The following is a 253-nucleotide window of genomic DNA, read 5'->3' as shown; positions in this document are numbered from 1 at the left end:
AAGCGGCCCAGTTCGTCGAGGCCGCGCGCGAACGCGGCTTCGACTGGTACGCGGGCGTACCCTGCTCGTACCTGACGCCGTTCATCAATTACGTGTTGCAGGACCCGACGCTGCACTACGTATCGGCCGCCAACGAAGGCGACGCGGTCGCGCTGATCGCGGGCGCAACGCTCGGCGGCAAGCGCGGAATCGCGATGATGCAGAACTCCGGGCTCGGCAACGCGGTGAGCCCGCTCACGTCGCTGACCTGGAC

The 253-nt window shown here is 67.6% G+C and carries 1 protein-coding gene; it reads left to right on the top strand.

Features of this window, described 5'->3' with window-relative positions; genetic code table 11:
* Positions 1 to 253: hypothetical protein (locus AAEY79_RS15745; protein WP_407074212.1), on the top strand; the 253-nt coding region annotated here is incomplete at both ends.

The sequence above is a fragment of the Psychrobacter sp. GW64-MNA-CIBAN-0177 genome (assembly GCF_040309585.1).
Classification (GTDB): Bacteria; Pseudomonadota; Gammaproteobacteria; order Pseudomonadales; family Moraxellaceae; genus Psychrobacter; species Psychrobacter okhotskensis.
This window is presented reverse-complemented; position numbering and strand designations above follow the sequence as displayed.